Here is a 16,855-nt window from a genome sequence, read left to right as displayed (position 1 = left end):
GGTAACATGTTAATATAAGGGTATATAATATAGGATTAGTATTATGGAAGAAATAAGGGTACATATGGATAAAGAGGGTAGAATACGCATACCAGCCGAATTAAGAAAAGGATTCCAACCGGGAGAAACTTTTGTGCTTAGAAAGCTAGAAGGCGAATTAAGATTAATAAGCCTAAAACAGGCTGTTAAAAATGCTCAAGACTGGGCTGCTACAATTTTTATTAATAGTGATGTAAGCGTAGACAATTTTTTAAAGTCTAGAAAAGAAGATAGTGGAGAATAATATGAGTAAAGTAGTTCTCGACGCTTCTGCTATAATTGCTCTTATAAAAAAAGAACCAGGCTCTGAAACTGTAGTTAAGTATTTAGATAATGCTATAATATCGGCAGTAAACTTAGCTGAAGTTGTAAAATATTTTATTGATAATTCTGATGCTACAATTGAAAATATAAAAAATTATATCTCGACTCTAATTTCAGAAATTATTCCTGTAAATGAGAAAATTGCTTATTTAAGTAGTGAATTATTAAAAGAAACTAAGCAATATGGTTTATCTTTAGGTGATAGAATTTGTATTGCTACTGGTATTATAAATAAGTGTAAGATTATTACGGCAGATCAAATTTGGAAAAATCTTTCTATTAAAGATGTTAATATTGTTGTTATTCGTAAATCTCATTAGAAGATATAGGTTTTATTGTGCATGAACTTACTATATTTAAGCAGAATTTACCATCAATTGACATAAAATTAGAAGATAAAACTCAATCTTTAAGCTATTGGTTTGAACTTTATTTTTCTACTCAGGTATTAGGATCTCCAAAAGAAACTATTGGCGCTAAAAAAAAGGATATAGTTAAGTTTCTGAATTATTTCCAGAATAATATTAAAACAAATAATATTGATTATTGGACAACTTCGGTTACAAAAGCATTTCAAGGATTTTTGTTAAATGTTCCATATAGTGCCACTACTATTAATAGAATATTTGCCACATTAAGACATGCTGCAAATTGGATACAAAACCAAAGGCCATTCTTAGCAGGACATCCATTTACAAATATAAGAGACGTTGCAATTGATGATCCTGCCTGGAAGGGTTTAACTTCTATTGAAATTACAAGGCTTAAAGTAGGTTGTGACCATAGACTTATGATTTGTAAAAGAGCTAATCAAAATGCTTATTTAGAAACTGCAGTGTTTTATATATTATTACACACTGGATTAAGGGAATTTGAACTTATTGGACTTAATATTGACCAATATCATTCACGTGGCTTTCATAACGTTATAAGAAAAGGCCGAAAAGTAACCAGAAAAGTACATCTTCCTCAAGAAGCAAGGGAAGTATTAGATAAGTACCTTGAAAAACGAAGCGATATCCAACCTAATGAGCCCTTGTTAGTTACAAAAAATGGCAATAGGTTAAATCCAAGAGATGTTCAAAGAATTTGTAACCGTATTGCTTCACAAGCTTCAGCGCAGTTATCTATTGAGGAAAAAATCCGTCTTACTCCACATATGCTTAGGCACACATTTTTAAAGAATGTAGCAGATAGTGAAGGGGTACATGTAGCCCAAGCCTTAAGTGGTAATATTTCCATGCGCGAAATATTTAGATATACAAAACCTTCGCATGATGAAATAGAAAGCATTTCAGAAAAGCTAGCTAAGAAATTTTAGTATTTAAAATAAATTACATTCATAATAACATAATTGACAGTTAGATTTATACTTTCTGGCAATTATGTTATTATATAAGAACAATCCTTAGAGCATCAATTTAAGTTTAAAATTATTGGAATTAGATTATTTTTAACTAACTCTTTTGCAACTAAGCCACCGCTAATAAGAGAATCAGATGGTTGTTCAATATATTGAACAAATGAAATTTTACGATTATCTTTCACTATCCAACCTATAAACCACCCAAGACCTTTACCTCCACCGGTTTTTCCATAAAGTTGCCAATCATTCCATATATTTTCTAATTTAATAATATCAATTGTATTTTTCTGTGCTTGCTTTGAAACAGGTAGAGAAAGAGTAGATAATTTATCAATGAAATCAAGTTGTTCTAATGGAGATATTTGTAGGGAGTTGTTAATCCAAGAATTTAATAAGCCATCATTTTGATTAGGCGTACCTGAAATATCTTTATTACCGTAATTAAATTTCTCAAGATATTCTTGAAGTTTTACCACTCCAAGGTTTTGAGATATATATTGTGAATACCAAACAACAGAATATTTAATCCAAGAAGAAGGGCTATGAGAATTATTCCAAAAATACATAATAGGCATTTTTTGGGGGTTATATAATGTTTCTATACCCTTCATTCTTTCAGGAGTTAATTCAATTAAAGGTTCATTTGAAGATTTTAAAATACCTGAATCAAATCCTATTATTGATAAAGTTACTTTAAAACTAGAATAAGGAGAGTGACGTAAATCACACTTACCTTCTTGTTTAATGATTCTTCCATTTTCTTTTGCCACAAAGCAATTATTTGATGCTTGCGCGGAAAATGAAAAGATTATAGTAATTATAAAAAGTATTTTATTTATCATGGTAACATTTCACATTATTAATTAAAAAAGGGATATTATATGAAGAGGGAAACTTTTTCAATGTATTTTAAAATTCGCCTAAAATAAGCTAATAATTTAATAATTTACTTTCATAATAATGGAATTGCCAATTATTTTTATACTCTTTAGCAATATCATTATTCTTAATTATTACCACATTTTCGGCATTTCTAAATTCAGCTCCATTTGAAAAATTATAGCTTCCAGTTATAGTATAGAGGTCATCAATGATAATAACCTTATTATGAGCAATTCCTTTTACAGACCTGTCTATATCAATATGTATAAGGGAAGTTGAGGGAAGGATGGTTTATAAACAGTATTAGGTTCGGTTAATTGAGATTTATCAAGCTTACATTTACACCTCTACGAGCAGCATTCTCTAAAGCTTTATAAATAGGTTTAGAAGTGAAAGAATAAGCCTGCATATAAATAGATGTTCTGGCTAGATTAATTTTACTAATAATTACTTCTCGACATCCTGAAGGAGGTGTAAAACAAACCTCTACATCGAGTTTAGGATATATAATAGTAAAGTGGTGGGTAAATTCTCTTAAATAAAATATAAATCCAACAAGCAAAGCTAGTAACAATGCAAAGAACTTATTGTTAGTTGCATTAAATAGAAGGTTTGTTCGTAATACTTTCTTTCTACGTGCTATTAATTTTAATTTTTAATATTTAGTAAAACTATTTTTTTCTTTGTTTTCTCTTATTTGAATTACTTTGTTGTTTTTCAGTTTCATTTCTATGAGATAAAGTAATGATATTATTATTAGAATTATTTATAGACACTAATTCTACCGATGCAATAGCTGAACTTGCAGGAATAGTATAAGCTTCATTTGTAACTTCATCTTGACTAGCACTTTTTTCTTCCTTTTCTTTATTTTTATTATATATATAATCTAATTTCTTCATAAGCTCTACCTTCTCTTCCGCAGGTATATTATTATTGTATAAAATTGCATTATGGTATTTAACATACATTTCTTCTAAATTTGAAGTCTTTTTTGAAGCGGAATTATTATTACTTCTATTAGTAGATATTGTTAATTTAGAAGGTTGTTCAATATCTTTTCCATACAAAGTTAATAATTTTTTATCAACTATATCTATATGCTTATTGAAAGAGTCATCTTTCACAAATCTATAAGCAGTAAGTAATAATCCTTTAAGGCTATTTAATACTTCTTTTTCAATATTATTATCAATATTGTAAGTTCTTATTTTAAATTCTGCTTCATTTATACATTTTTGTAATGACTCAAAATAGTTTATTGAATTATTAAAATTAGTTTGAGCTGATTTAAAGTTAGGAGCCCAATATGTATACTCTAAATCAGGATTACCTGGATTGTAATTTTGCTTTAAAAGATTATTAAATGTAGTTATATCATTTTTAAATTGCTTATAAACTGATTTATAGCTTTCAAAAACTTTGAGTATCACCCAAGAATATATATAAAATACACCTAGATCCCCAGTCATATCTGCAAATCTTTTAGCTTTTTCAATAAAATCAAAGAATTCATTAAAGTGCTGATAAGCCCTAAATAGATTTAGCCACTGCCTTCTGATTTCTTCAACCTTTTCTATATTTTTTTTTATTGGTATAAGCTCTTTATGTGCTTTATCTATAAATTTCTCTATTTGTTTATTTGTAAGTTCTTCAAAATTTTCATAACTAATGGCATTTGGTAATATTGAATTTGGTTGTTGAATTGCAGAAGTAATTACACTTACTATGTACTTATCTGCTACTTTTAAATACATGCCAGATTTTTGAGAACTTCCTAATTCTTGGATGTTAAATACAGGTAATTTGATATTAGAAATAGCATAATATTGGTATGCAAGTAAGTCTTTATTTCCAATATTAACTTTTGAACTAATGTCAGCTAAAATTTTTGCCGCCGATCTTTTTTCTTTTTCAAAAGTAATCACATCTAACATTTTCTCCAAAGATTTATTGATTTTTTCAATAGTTTGATATCTAAATTCTTTAACAGTACTTTTATTAGATACATATGATTGTATATGAAACGCCTTTTTTATGACATTTTTACTTTTTTCGTTTCTGGTTAATCCTCTAGGTAGATATATTACTATCTGTTCTAAGAAACCTTTTCTTGCGGTGATTAATTTCTCTAATTTATCTAGATCTTCTTTACCAGATATCAATTTAGTCCACTGAATTATATTTTCAAAAAGTAAAGTTGTTGGTCCATATAATTGAGAATTGCCGGTTATATCATGACCTTTATATTTTGCATTTTGAATATTATAATTCACGCATAGCTGAATTACAGATTCAAGATGATTTTGTAATTGAATTGGTAAAAAGATTGCCTGTCTAACTACTTTTAAAGCTGAATCGACATTATATGTAACTGCAAAGCTGCTACTGTGCTTTTCACTAGGATTATATACAATAGGAAATTTTCTTTTTGGATCGGTCGTAAACAAAATTGGTAAAAGATTCTCATCTTTTAAAAATAAATCGGGTAACTCTTCCTTTTCGATCTTACTTAATAATTCTTGATATTTATTTTGAATATTCTTGATTTCTTTGCATTGTCTTTCATTGTATTTATAATACCATTCTTGAATTTTAGACATCTTACCCTCCAATATGAAATTTATTTAATTGGTAAAATCGCGTCGTATAAAAAAATAGAAATAAAGTAATATTTGTGAATATTGTGTTTATAGAATAAGTAGAATGTAAAAATATTTACATTTGTTATTATGATTAAAGTGATTTTATAAATCAATTATAATTAAAAAATAAAAGAAGAAGATTAATTATAGAATTGAGTATAAAGGTTATAATTGGAGTGAAGAAGAACTAGCTAAATTCAAAGAAGTAGAGATCACTCCAGAGAATCCTGAAGACAAAGTAAAATACCTTGAAGATAAAATTAATAGAGAAGCATTTAGCTATATTATATTCAAACTAAGTTTAAGGGGGGATAGAAGAAGTTTATGATACCTAAAATCACGGGAAGTTAATGCAGAAAGAGCGATAAAGCATTGGATGATACAGGATGGTTTAATAAAAGAGTTTAAACAACAATGAAGAATTATTAAAGCAGTTAGAAGAGCTTGAAACTGTAAAAAAGGATGTAAACCTAGAGTAAGAGCATAATCTAAGCCATAAAGGCCCTAGGTTTGAAATATAATTTTAATTTATTAAATAAATAAATTGCTAAAATAACTCTTATTTAAATGCACCTCGGTGAACTTTTAAAGGTTATATTAATTATTTCTATCAAATTATATATAATTATCTTGGATTTTAGTTATCGATTCAATATATAAATTCTTTACTTTTTTAAAATTAAGATTTGTAGGATTATTTTTATTATCAATAATTTTTATATTATTATGAGTATCAGTTGATAGTAATGTATTAGCATTATTTGAGGTTTTGGAATCTATTTTACTTCTAAAATTGAAAGATGATAGTGATTCACGTGTATCACATGAAGTTTGTGCTTTTAACAAGTTTTGATTAGGTTTCTTATGACTGATATTCAATATTATTCCATTTTTTTGTAATAATTTAATTATTTCGTCATGGCCATTTAAAAAAGCTAATTCTATTACGGATAAACCTTGATTATTATAATTATCAAAATCTTTATACTTATTTTCAGAAAAAACGTATTCAAAAATACTTATATGTCCATAAATTGCTGCTAAATGTAAAATATTATTTCCATCAACATCTTTCGTGGTTATTTTTCTATTAAAATAAAACTCCTTAATTAGAGTAAGACTATTAATATTAAAAATTATAGCAATATGGAAAGCATTCCACCCTTTACTATTTACTTTATAACGATCAGCATTTACTCTTAATAAAGTGGTTATTGCTTCTTGGTGATTATGTTTTATAGCTAAATGTAAAGGGGTGTAACCTTCTTTATTTATTTCATCATTAAAAAGACTACGTTGATATATTAAATAGTTTAATATATCAATATTGCCATTTTCAGCTGCTAAATGTAGGTAGGTATTTCCCTTATTATCGACAGGTAAATAGTTTAGGCCAAAGTTAAATGAATGCTTTAATAGTTCAAGATCATTATTTAAGATAGCTAAATGAATTATATCTCTTTCTTTTAAATCAGCCTCTGATATAGGAAATTTTCTAGGTTCTTCTAAATAATAAATGAAATTTGACCTTTCATATTTCATTTTTTCTTGATAATTACTGTGAGGCATTAGGCATTTATTATAATTATCATATAAGATATCATAAATATTGACTCTTTTATATTTGTAACAAAGATTAAATAAATTATTATAATCTTCGTCTGTTATTATAAAAGCTAGTAAAAAATTCTCTTTATTTGTATAGCTATAATTAATGTGTTCGATAAACTCTTCAATAAACCTTATATCATTTGCTATAATCGCTTCTGTTAGTAAATTTGCAATATTAGCCAATCCCCATTTACATGGGAATTGCTTATATGAGAATAATAATTTTACAATTTTAATATTTAAGTTTACAGAACAACCAATTTTATCAATTGCGGTTATGTATGGCTCTTCTTCATTCTTAAAAAGTCCAGTTATTATGTTTCTTTTATCGCTTAAATATCTTTTAATTGTTAAATTAATATGATTTGCTGATAATATTTCTAAAACTTTTAGATCTTTACAATAATAAACCCATGATTCTCCAATGCTATAGTTATCATTGTTAGTATTATTTACATCAGCTCCATGTTGTATTAATATTTTAACGAGCTCTATCAGGTTATTGCTATTCGATTGTTTTGAAATTAAAAGATGTAAAGGAGTTTCCCCTTTATCATTTTTTACATTAATATGCGCTTTATACTTAAGTAAAAGCTTAACTATATTGTAATTCCCCTTATCCACTGCTATATGTAAGGGAGTATTACCATTTTCATTTTTAAAATTAGGATTTGCGCCCAGTTCCAAATATGTTTCAGTTAAATCAAAAACATCATTTTCAACAGCCTTACCTAATAAAAGTATTTTATTTAAATTCGATTGTGACAAAAGTTTTTTTGTTCTTGAGTTTTTCTCTTTTGCATGTTTGAAGCTTTTTAATGCTTCCTCTTTATTATAACAAATTGAAATAAAGTGTTCCCAATTTATAGGATATTCAATAAATTCAATCATATTATTAATTGTATCCTCAATATCTGCTATATCATTTTGAAAGTTCTCAAACTCTTCCTCACAATCGATTCGAGAATTTTTTGAAACAATGTTTTGTAGATTTGGTGAATTATTGAAGATTTTGTATAATGCTTTTCTATCTATATTTGCACCATTTAAATATAATCTTTTTATGCTAAAAAATGATTTTATATTTGCATATCTAAAAATATTTGAAATAGGTGTTTCACTTGATTTTCCTTGAAAACTGGAGGTTGAAGTGCTATCACATATATATAATACTTCAAGATTAGGACATTTTTCTGCAATTATATTTAACGCTTCTTTTCCTAAATTTGTACAATCACTAATATCAAGCCATGTTATATTAGGATTTAATATTCTTTTTAAATCATTTTCATTTAAAATCGAGCATTGACTCAAATTTAATCGTTGAAAGTTTTTTGTAAAACCAAAATTTATAATATTATCTAAAAGGGTTCTACAAATTTTATTTATTTCTAAATTAAATTTTTTAATATCTAAATCATTGCTTTCTTTATATACTGTTTTCAATGCATTTTTATGAAACCCAAATATATTGCTAACAATTTCTCCCTCATGGGTTGAAGTCTTACCATTAATTAAGATTTCTTTCAATTTAATAGGGAGCATAGAGAAAGAATTAGACGTATTACTGACTAGTAGTTGTTCACGCCTTATTTTTGTCTTATCGATTGTATCTATATAATTTAAAAATTCATTTAAAGACTGTTCAGGAGTTGCATCTATTGGTTCATCCTGCATGCTATCCATCTTCGATTTATTATATTTAGTTTGAGTTCTTTGAATTTTTTCATTAGTGTCAAGATCATTTATTTCAATAACATCATATTGGCCTTTAGAAAGTTCTTCAAATCTGCCTAAAGTAGTCACATTATTAGTTGTATAATAATTATTATAAAGTGAAGCCGTTACACTATCTAAAGAATAAAATAATTTAAAATGATTAATTTGAAAGCTATTCTCAACAAAAACGTCAATTATTTGTGATAATTTAAAATAAACATTACTTACACGTCCTTTATTTACTTTTGCTTTTGTTGTAAATTGCACATCTATTAATTCATTGCCTTTACTTATTTTAACATTGCCCATATTATATGCAAATAGTGAATTATATATATCACAGTATTGAATTACTTTATTAAACCAATACTCAACAAGTTCTCGAGGATTATGTTTTATAATTTTTTCAACTACATTTCTATCAATGATATCTTTCATTAAATCAACATCACAGAATAAGATAGATTTAAGCAATATTCTATAAGATAAAAGGGCGGGTTTGAATGTGCAGGTTATAAAAGATATGTCATTATCTACGCAAATTATTCTCCTTTTATTTTCATTTCCATCAGGGCTCAATATAGGTAGTAATACAAAATTTGAAGGTTGATCATCTGCTGAATAAATATATAATTGTCTGAAAAAAGCAAATCCATAGCTTTCTTTATCAATATCTTTTAAAATATTTTTTTCTTTCTTTAAGGCTTTTTCTAAATTAATACCAATAGCCGATTTGCTTATAAGAATTGGAAAGCTACTATTATTACGTGTAAATTTTGCCAATATACTAAAAGGTGTAGTTGTATAGCCCATTAACATATGAGTCAAGGTACTTGCCATATATTCCGTCATTGGATCTTCAGGAAATTCTTTTATATGAAAAAAATGCCCATTTATAACAATCTTTCGTACATTTCTTCTTCCATTATATTCAAGGTTATTTTGATCATTTAACTGTTTTATACTTTCTTCTGACAAATGTATTTTCGTTAGTTTGCCGTCAATATACAATTCAATATATTCATTGTTATTAGCCTCAGCATCATTTTTTTCTGACACTTTACCTAATTTGGTAATACTATTTTCCCAATAAATGCGAGATTCTTCTAAATTATACTCTACCGCTTTTTCAAAATACCAATTTGCTCTTGCCCCATATTCAAAATCATTTGTAGTTTCAAATAATTTAAATAAATGATTTGATTTAATCAAATAAAGCTTTGAAATAACTTTACTCAAATCATTTAAATCATGAGTTTGATTTATTGCCCATTTTCTTGCTTTTTCATATATAGGAAGCATAATATCTTGATATAAAATATCTAATATTTCTTTATCATTTTCATTTAATACAAAAACACCTTCTTCGTTTTTGCTATAATAAAAATCATCTTGTTCATGATCATAATAAGAATGAATTTTGGCTCTTAGGTTTAAAGCAAATTTGAACCATTCCTTTAAACCTAATCCTTCGGTAGGACTTAAAAATTTTAGTTCAATTAATTTATTTATTCCTGCTTCTGTAGAAGTTATATCATTAGGTAAATTAGTGAAATAAATACCAGCAAACATGCACAACCTTTTTATATAAAGATACGGAAAACGAAGTAAATCATTTTTAATATCTAATAAGGTATCTTTATAGTTTTCAGTTAATGTAAATGTAGTTAAGTCTTCTTTTAACCTTTCAGGTAAAGTAGTTTTCAAATTTGTTTGAGTAAGTTCTTTTATTTTTGTTATTAATTGGCCAAATAAACTTTCATCTACGTTGTTATTATAAATAGGTTTTAAATCCTGGATAACCATAGGCAAGGTAAGGTCAGTATCATCATATAGAATTTTTGTAAATGTTTCTATATTTCCTATTAACCTCCCTTTCAATTTTCTGACTTGCTTATTTTTTACCTCTGTAATTTTCTTCTCCTCATTACCAGAAGGAGAGTGAATAATAATTTTTTTATTTACTTCAATATCTATTTGATCAATTTCTTCATTTATGATTGGAGAAAGTCTTTCATCTTGATCTAATATTTGCTTAAATATACCATTTTCGACTCTTAAACCACATGAAAGAATCTTTATTCGTATTAGAGATATTAATGCATAGTAATAACATATTTCCTCAGATAATTTATGGTTTTCTTTAATAATTGCTTTTTTATCTATCCAATTATCTGTAATGATTCCAAATTCAATGTCAGAATATGGGCTAAATTCGTTTCTTGCTCCTGAACCTACTAATACGACTGAGAATTTAAAGGTTTTATACCCTAAAGTTTCTATTGCCTCGCTAACTATTTGTTCTAAAGTATTAAAAATATCCCTGTTACATTGTCTACTAATTATTTCATATTTATATTCATCTGTTTTTTTTACTTTATTTCTTGCATTTGATAGCTTTTTCTGGTGCTTAGAGCCTTTGAATTCCACCTCTATGTTGATTTTTTGATATAATAACTCAAAATTACCTATGAAACAGGTATAAAATCTTTCAATAAAGTGTTTATATGTATGTAATAAAGCGTGTATGTTAGAAAATTCTTCTACAGATTTGATTGTAGTAAATACATTTTTTTGTTTGAGATCGGAAAGCATTTGGCTTATTTTATTTATACCAATTTCACAAAGATGACTTATTATTTCTTCATCAGATTCCGCATATAACTTATTTACATTTTCAAACAATACATTAAGTAAATATAATGCTTTATCAGGATCATCTGTACTATTTAAATCTCCTGTAAAACTCTTAATGTTTCTATAAAAAATATAAGCATCTAAAGAATTTATATTTGCTTTTAGTTTTTTTTGTATATTTGCATCAGTGCATAAAGCTAAGGCACAATTTAAATGATAACAGGCAGTGACTATATAATTAAAATTATCTAATCTTACTTCTTTTTTACCGTATAAACTGTCAATTTCACCCATTTCTTCATAGGCTTGAGTAAGAAATAATGGGTTTTGACTAAATTTTAGAATTAATTCAAAATATTTATATGCTTCTTCATAAAGCCCTAAATCTTTTATTTTTTTTGCTTCTAAAATAATATTAATTAGAAGTTCAGCGTTACTGTCTAAAGAGTCTTTATTAGATAATTTTAAAGTATTACTTAAAACTTCATAGCGCTCTTTTACAGCATTTAAATAGTAAGAATCAAAACTTTTATTACTATTTTCATTGTTTTCACTTAACCTTTGATCTAAAGAAATTTGAACAATAGAATTTGCAAGTAAAATTCTTTTTTTATCAAATTCTTCATTAAAGAAATTTATAGGTATATTAGCAACTATTTTATTAAAACATTTTATTGCTTTAGAATATTTTTTTTTATTAAGTAAATTCTCTACTTCGTCTAGTAATTTAAGTAAAATAATATTATTATTTACTTTAATATCTATAAGATTAGCTAAGACTTTATTTGCAAAATCACTTTCAATATTTGCGGGTATACCTTTAATTTCTTTCATTTTATTGCTTTTTTATAAGTTACATTACTATGCAACGCTTTTTATTAGCGTCTTTATCTTCATCACTTATTTCTTGCAATAAACGAAGATTATTTTTTCTATCTAAATTTTCACGTGCTCTTATATCAATAATTGTTTGAAAGGTATCAATATCGTCACGGTTAAATGCTAAATTGACTGCTGAAAATTGATCATTTCCTTTAGCTTTCTCATATATATCAGCCCCTTTTTCGTGCAAATATCTTAATATTCCCTTTTGACCATACTGACTTGCAATTTGAATAGGTTTGAATCCATATTCATCTGGAAAATTAATTTCAGCATTCTTTTCCTCTATAAGCCATATAACTATTTCTAAATTACCTGATTGAATAGCAAGAGTAAGAGGTGTATGACCACCCATACCATAAGTTTTTAATAACTCTGGATTAATCTCATATTTGCTTAAATCATTTCCTAAAAGAATAGCATTATGAAAGCTTACATCAGCATTATGTTTTAATAAAAGTTCAATTATATTTTCTATTTGTTCTGTTCTTGGTTGTAACAAAAGGCTATCTAGTGGTGTAAGTCCATTTTTGCTAATAGTATTAGGGTTTGCACCAAGGTCTAATAGTTTTTCTACAGCTTCAATATTGTTAAAAAACACTGCTGTGGATAATGGTGTCCATCCCATTGCATTAGCGATATTTACATTAACTTTTCTTTTAACTATTAAAAATTCAATAAATTCTATATTGTTGTATTCAGCTGCGTCATATATTCTGCCTTCATCCCTAAATCTGCGCTGCTCATCCGTTAAGTATATTTGTTCTTGATCTGGTGTTAAAATAAGTTTAACACCTAATAAATCTATATTCTTTAAACAATAACCAACTTTTCCTAAGTTAAGTTTTGTAAAATCAAGGGTAAGGGTTGTATTTCTTACCATTTCAATGGCTTTCTCTATTCTAGTAACAAGTGACAAATCTAATACTTTATTTTCTTCTTCGTATTTATTAAAATTTTCTAAAAATACTTCAATCCACGCTTTGTAGCTGGCCCATAAGTTTTGACGTTGTTTAGCTAAAATATTTGTTATTGAATTTTCTATTCTTTGTAAGTCTTGATCGATAGAATTTGGTAATTTATTTTTTTTGATTTCTTGAATAACCATCGTTGTATGAGATTTAAAATGTGCATACACTTTTTCATACATTATTACGTTCGCAAGTAATGCTTCTTCACTAGATAAATAATATTTTCTTTTAGCAAGTAGACTGTCCAATTTTTCTTCTAACATAGGGCGTTTTGCATCGAATAATTGATTTTTTATGCTATAATTATTTTCAACATCTGAATGATTTGTATTTATTTTATAATCAGTTAGAGCCATTATTGATAATGGGTAAAATATTTCATCCTCAATAATTGATAAATCAATTGAATTACCTTCGCATGTTAAAAGATTATACCCACCTTTGTTTAAAACATTTAAAACTGTGTTTATTTCCTGTGTATATATTCTTAACTCAGATATTTTGTTTGTAATTGAAGTTAAATTTTCATTTTTTTTCATGTCATTCCTCTTAATTCAAATGGATTTTTGTAATTTAAATAGGGGTGCAATTTAAAAAAAAACACCCCTATTTAAATTACATCATAAGACAATTAGATTTTTCTTTTCCTACTGCAAATCTGTAATCGTTTGCAGAAAATTCCTTTATTTTACTATCAATGTCTTTTTTGAACTGTGACTTTTCATCAATAACAATTTTAAGTCCATATTCATTAACCATATTAGCGAGTGTAATTACCAAAGCTTTATATTCTTCAGTATTCCTTGCTGGTAATGTACAATTTTTCATTTGAAGTCTTGTTAGTTTTTCAAATGTTTCAAATTTAAATATATGAATAAGAGGGATAATATTCATATTTTGAATAGATAATTCCTCGATATTACTATTTTTATCAAGTCCAATAAGTAAATTATTAAATCTACAATTATCTAAACTTAAAGATTTAAGGTTAGATATGTTAAATATATGACTAAGGTTATTTATTACCTTTCCAGTCATTTTTAAATTTTGTAACTTTGGAATTTCAGTTAGACTACTTAGATCCTGTATTGCTGCACAATAAGATAATTCAAAATTTTCAAGTTTTTTAAGATTCTTAATTTGCGTAATTGCACTTAAATTGATCTTATCAATTTTTAATTCTATTAATTCAGTCAATTCAAATAATTTTTCAATATTTTCTAGTTCAGGACACTTTGATAAATGTAATTTTTTAAGTTTGTTCTTTAAACGAAATATAGGATTGAAGTCAGTTATTAAATTTTGACTATTAATTATTGTTAGTTCCTCAAGTGATGATAACTCGCTTATTCTTTCAAAACTTATAATTTGCGAATATGCACCTCGATAAAATGAAGTTTCAATGTTTAAGGTTAAAGCTTTTAAATTAGGAAAAGCTCTAAGCATTGGAATTTTTATGCAGTAATTTGCAGTAATTCTATTAAAGGAATCCATTAAATTATTATCATCTGCAAACTGGATTAGTTTATATATATCTGAAGCTGAGTTTAAATTAATATTTTGCTTTGAAATATAGTAATCAATAGTTTTTTTTATGTTTTCATTTAAAACTCTTAGCGTAACTAATTGTTTTAAACTAAATTTTTTAAATAACTTAAAAGCAATTTCTGTAGGTAAAGTATCTAACCTATTAAATATACCGATTTCCTGGCTGTAGATGTCATCTAATTTATTTATAACTTGTTGTAATTTTTTTTCTTTAGCAAGTTTATATGGGGTAAATTTAAACAAATTATAAGGTTTACAATTTAAGTCCGCACCTTTTTCTATCAAGTACAAAGCTATATCTTCACGACCATATTGACATGCTAAATTAAGAGGTTTAAAGCCATTTTCATCACTTAATTCTATATCAGCACCAGCAATTTCTAAAAGGTATCTAACATTTTTTTCTAAGCCATAAATTATTGCTAGATGTAATGGTGCATAACCATCAAAATCTTTGCTGTTAACTTCTTTAACATCCCATAATTTGTTACTACGAGCTAAAGAATCGCTCATTAATACTGCCAAATGAATATTCATTTTATTTATTAAAGCTCTATCAGCTAGTAAATCTATTATATTTTCTATTTGTAAGGTTCTTTCTTTTTTAAGTAGATCTTTTAAAGCGATGTATGTTTGTTCAGTAAAGAGCTCTAATGAAGCGCCTTTTTCAAGTAAAATTTTAACAGCATTCTCGTGTTCAGCTAATGCTGCTATTAATAAAGGAATATTTCCATATCCATCAGGTTTATTTATTTCGGCCCCTTCATCCAAAGATTGTATTATAGCCTCTATATCTCCTTTTAAACATGCATCATATAGTTTATATTGAGGATAAAATTGTATAAGTTCCTCAGAGGAAAAATATAAGTGTTCTTGTTCAGGAGTTAATATTAATTTGATTTTAGTAAAATCAATATCTCTAAAAATTATACTAAAAGGTTTATCAATTTTGAGCTTAACTTTAGTTAAATCTATTTCTAAACCGTAAGATTCCGATACTGAAAATAATCCTTTTAATCTTGAAATTTGGTCAAATTCTGTTCCATTACCTTTATTAGCTTCTAAATTGTTTTGAAATTCTCTTGCGGCAATATAATGTATTTCTTTTATTTTTACTTCATATTTTTGTAATAGATTTTCCAGATTTACTTTTACAACTTTCAATTTACTTTCTACAAATTGCTGCTTTTCTTCTGGTGAAATCTGAATAAGATCGTTAATTTTTTGCGTAATTTCTTTAATTTTATTCTTTATGTGATTTGAATCGCTTTCGAGCCTTATTGAGGCTGCCATAGTTAATGTTTCTCTTGATAAGATATTTTTACGTTTTTTTAGCATTTCGGTAAGCATAACTTCAATTTGCTTCCTAGGTAATTTTAGTAAATCTGCTTTATTTTCTAGTATTTTAAAGAAATTATATTTATGCGCATCTGGTAAATTATTTATAAGAGGGCTTGAAAGAATATAATAAGATAGTTCATGTATAATATTATTGGATATTTTTGTGAATTTTAAGGGTGTCCCTAAGCTTTCAAGCAAATAAAAATTATCAACTAGATTTAGTAGGGTTCTCTTTTCTCCTATAAAAATCCCAATTTCTTTAATTATTTCATCAATCTCATTTTCAATTAATGATATATTTGCTTTTTCTTTTTTTAATTCTAATGATTCAAAATTTTCTGTAAAAATTTCAACTTGTGGCTCAATTTCTTTTTCTGATTGACTTTGACCCTCATTTAATAGATCTGTAATATCTGTAAAATCATCTTCATCGGGTAGAGCACTATTTGTTTTCATTTTCAACACCTTATTAATTTTTCATATTACATCTTAATTAATAAAGAGTTAAATTGCAATCAAATAGTGCTTGTTTTTTAAAGGTTAAATTTTTATCTTTATACATCAAAGGTTTATTATGTAACTAGCATTTGAATTATAATATTAGTTAAAAACTTTTATTTAATAATATTTAGCAATGAAGGAAGAATAATATCAAATCATTTGATTAAAAGGTTTAATTTAGAATTAAGTATGTAAACGCAATTTTTAAAGTTTAATTATAAGCAAATTTATAATATACTGGTTAAAGAAAAGTTTAAAAATACAAGGCTATTGGAGCTTTATTTTCCATAAGAAAAATTATAGGATTGATATTTTAATGCCTTTTCAATTTAATTTTCCTCTTATATTTAAATTATAAAAGGCTTTAACCTAGCACATGATTATAAATG

Annotated in this window: 10 protein-coding genes; 3 read left to right on the top strand and 7 right to left on the bottom strand. The window is 26.3% G+C overall.

Translation table 11 applies throughout. The features are described 5' to 3' along the window. Positions 1-43: 43 nt before the first annotated feature. The 3 genes from J0H68_05245 to J0H68_05235 are packed head-to-tail and all read left to right on the top strand — an operon-like array spanning position 44 to position 1,684. Positions 44-283, top strand: a complete 240-nt coding sequence (locus J0H68_05245; protein ID MBN8828094.1) for a hypothetical protein — start codon at positions 44-46, stop codon at positions 281-283. Position 284: 1 nt separating this feature from the next. Beyond that, entirely contained in the window at positions 285-683 is a 399-nt protein-coding gene (locus J0H68_05240) for a type II toxin-antitoxin system VapC family toxin (protein MBN8828093.1), read from the top strand. Between the two features lie 17 nt (positions 684-700). After that, the gene (locus tag J0H68_05235; GenBank protein MBN8828092.1) at positions 701-1,684 is read left to right on the top strand and encodes a tyrosine-type recombinase/integrase; all 984 of its coding nucleotides are present in this window, start codon (positions 701-703) and stop codon (positions 1,682-1,684) included. Between the two features lie 95 nt (positions 1,685-1,779). Here the strand turns inward: J0H68_05235 and J0H68_05230 are convergent, their stop codons facing one another. The 7 genes from J0H68_05230 to J0H68_05200 all read right to left on the bottom strand — a co-directional run bounded on the left by J0H68_05230 (position 1,780) and on the right by J0H68_05200 (position 16,421). Continuing rightward, positions 1,780-2,571: a class D beta-lactamase gene (locus J0H68_05230; GenBank protein ID MBN8828091.1), complete on the bottom strand. Its 792-nt coding sequence runs from the start codon at positions 2,569-2,571 to the stop codon at positions 1,780-1,782. A gap of 88 nt (positions 2,572-2,659) precedes the next feature. Beyond that, positions 2,660-2,899: a hypothetical protein gene (locus J0H68_05225; protein ID MBN8828090.1), complete on the bottom strand. Its 240-nt coding sequence runs from the start codon at positions 2,897-2,899 to the stop codon at positions 2,660-2,662. 25 nt (positions 2,900-2,924) lie between these two features. Next, complete coding sequence (locus J0H68_05220) at positions 2,925-3,185, bottom strand: hypothetical protein (GenBank protein MBN8828089.1); 261 nt, start codon at positions 3,183-3,185, stop codon at positions 2,925-2,927. Between the two features lie 97 nt (positions 3,186-3,282). Continuing rightward, positions 3,283-5,214, bottom strand: a complete 1,932-nt coding sequence (locus J0H68_05215) for a hypothetical protein (GenBank protein MBN8828088.1) — start codon at positions 5,212-5,214, stop codon at positions 3,283-3,285. 657 nt (positions 5,215-5,871) lie between these two features. Continuing rightward, positions 5,872-12,057, bottom strand: coding sequence for an ankyrin repeat domain-containing protein (locus J0H68_05210; GenBank protein MBN8828087.1), 6,186 nt, complete (start codon positions 12,055-12,057; stop codon positions 5,872-5,874). Positions 12,058-12,076: 19 nt separating this feature from the next. Continuing rightward, on the bottom strand, positions 12,077-13,615 hold the full coding sequence (locus J0H68_05205) for an ankyrin repeat domain-containing protein (protein ID MBN8828086.1): 1,539 nt from the start codon (positions 13,613-13,615) through the stop codon (positions 12,077-12,079). A 76-nt stretch (positions 13,616-13,691) separates the two neighbouring features. Then, positions 13,692-16,421: an ankyrin repeat domain-containing protein gene (locus J0H68_05200; GenBank protein ID MBN8828085.1), complete on the bottom strand. Its 2,730-nt coding sequence runs from the start codon at positions 16,419-16,421 to the stop codon at positions 13,692-13,694. Positions 16,422-16,855 lie beyond the last annotated feature (434 nt).

It is taken from the genome of Sphingobacteriia bacterium, from assembly GCA_017304685.1.
Taxonomy (GTDB): Bacteria; Pseudomonadota; Alphaproteobacteria; order Rickettsiales; family 33-17; genus JAFKLR01.
Note: the sequence above shows the minus strand (reverse complement) of the source record. Positions and strands in the feature narration are given on the sequence as shown.

Bases quoted from the DNA above. Each gene is read 5' to 3' on its own strand.
- J0H68_05240 (MBN8828093.1), top strand. From the start codon at position 285: ATGAGTAAAGTAGTTCTCGACGCTTCTGCTATAATTGCTCTTATAAAA.
- J0H68_05205 (MBN8828086.1), bottom strand. From the start codon at position 13,615: ATGAAAAAAAATGAAAATTTAACTTCAATTACAAACAAAATATCTGAG.
- J0H68_05230 (MBN8828091.1), bottom strand. From the start codon at position 2,571: ATGATAAATAAAATACTTTTTATAATTACTATAATCTTTTCATTTTCC.
- J0H68_05200 (MBN8828085.1), bottom strand. From the start codon at position 16,421: ATGAAAACAAATAGTGCTCTACCCGATGAAGATGATTTTACAGATATT.
- J0H68_05245 (MBN8828094.1), top strand. From the start codon at position 44: ATGGAAGAAATAAGGGTACATATGGATAAAGAGGGTAGAATACGCATA.
- J0H68_05210 (MBN8828087.1), bottom strand. From the start codon at position 12,057: ATGAAAGAAATTAAAGGTATACCCGCAAATATTGAAAGTGATTTTGCA.
- J0H68_05215 (MBN8828088.1), bottom strand. From the start codon at position 5,214: ATGTCTAAAATTCAAGAATGGTATTATAAATACAATGAAAGACAATGC.